The organism is Mesorhizobium sp. M2C.T.Ca.TU.002.02.1.1 (assembly GCF_003997225.1).
This window is the reverse complement of record NZ_RZTO01001276.1, coordinates 1-1,073: the sequence shown is the minus strand read 5'-3', so window position 1 is coordinate 1,073 and position 1,073 is coordinate 1. Positions and strand designations below refer to the sequence as shown.

Sequence of the window (1,073 nt, the reverse complement as noted above, 5' to 3'; positions counted from 1 at the left end):
CTCAATCTGTCCGAGAACACCGCCACCGGCTCCTGCCGGATCGGCGTCTTCAACAATCTCGACGAGAGCATCCCGCACAATGAGGGCGCGAAGTCGCAGATCAAGGTGCTGTTGCGCGAAGGCAGCGCCATCGGCAAGCCGAAATATCCGGTCGGCACTTCGGTCGCCACCACCAATGTCAACGACCGGCTGATGATTGCCGGCAATTGCGTCTTCTCGCGCATGGGCGCGCCTTACGGCCAGGCGGAGAGCGGCTCGCACCTGCCGGCCGGCGTCGGCGTCATCTCGGGCGAGGATCCGTTCAAGCACGGCAAGTCCTATGTCAACCAGGTCTTCGTCGGCTATGCCGGCGGCGGTGCCCGCCACGGCTTCGACGGCTGGCTCACCTATTGCGGCCCGGCCAATGCCGGCCTGATCCAGCTCGACTCGGTCGAGGTCGACGAGTCGATGTATCCGATCGTCATCGAGCGGCGCGGCGTTCTGCCTGGATCGCAAGGTTTCGGAGAGTTCGAGGGCGCACCGGCGACCGGCGGCGTCTTTTATCCGCTCGACCACGACATGACGATCGTCTACGCGGCCGACGGCACCAGCTTCCCGCCGCGCGGCGTGCTGGGCGGCGGCGACGGCAAGGAGAGCGAGACGATCAAGCTTAGGGCCGGCGAGAAGATCGTGCTGCCCGCTTTCAGCGAAGAGACGATCGAGGACGGCGCCCGCATCGAGTTCACCGCCTGCGGTGGCGGCGGTTACGGCGATCCGCTGAAGCGCGATCCGAAGCGTGTCGCGGCGACCGTCAATCGCGGCTGGCTGAGCCGCGAGGACGCTGAAACGGTCTACAAGGTGGTTCTGACCGATGCCGACGAGCCTGGCCTGCTCAAAGTCGACGAAGCCCGTACAGCCGCCCTCAGGGCGGTTTGATTCCAACAGGCGCGGAATCGGCAGAAAGCTGGAATTCCAGACCATTGATTTGGCGGAGGGAGCGCCTTGCCGGCGGTTTGCCATGCATGATGATCGACCGGTATCGAGCCGCCGCCTGCCATCGACGGACGCTGCCCTTCTGCTCCTGGCAGCAGCGA

At 65.2% G+C, this 1,073-nt stretch carries 1 protein-coding gene; it reads left to right on the top strand.

All coding sequences use genetic code 11. The features are described 5' to 3' along the window. The coding region (locus EOD07_RS35430) for a hydantoinase B/oxoprolinase family protein (protein ID WP_164772899.1) at positions 1-915 on the top strand (915 nt) is incomplete at its 5' end. Positions 916-1,073 lie beyond the last annotated feature (158 nt).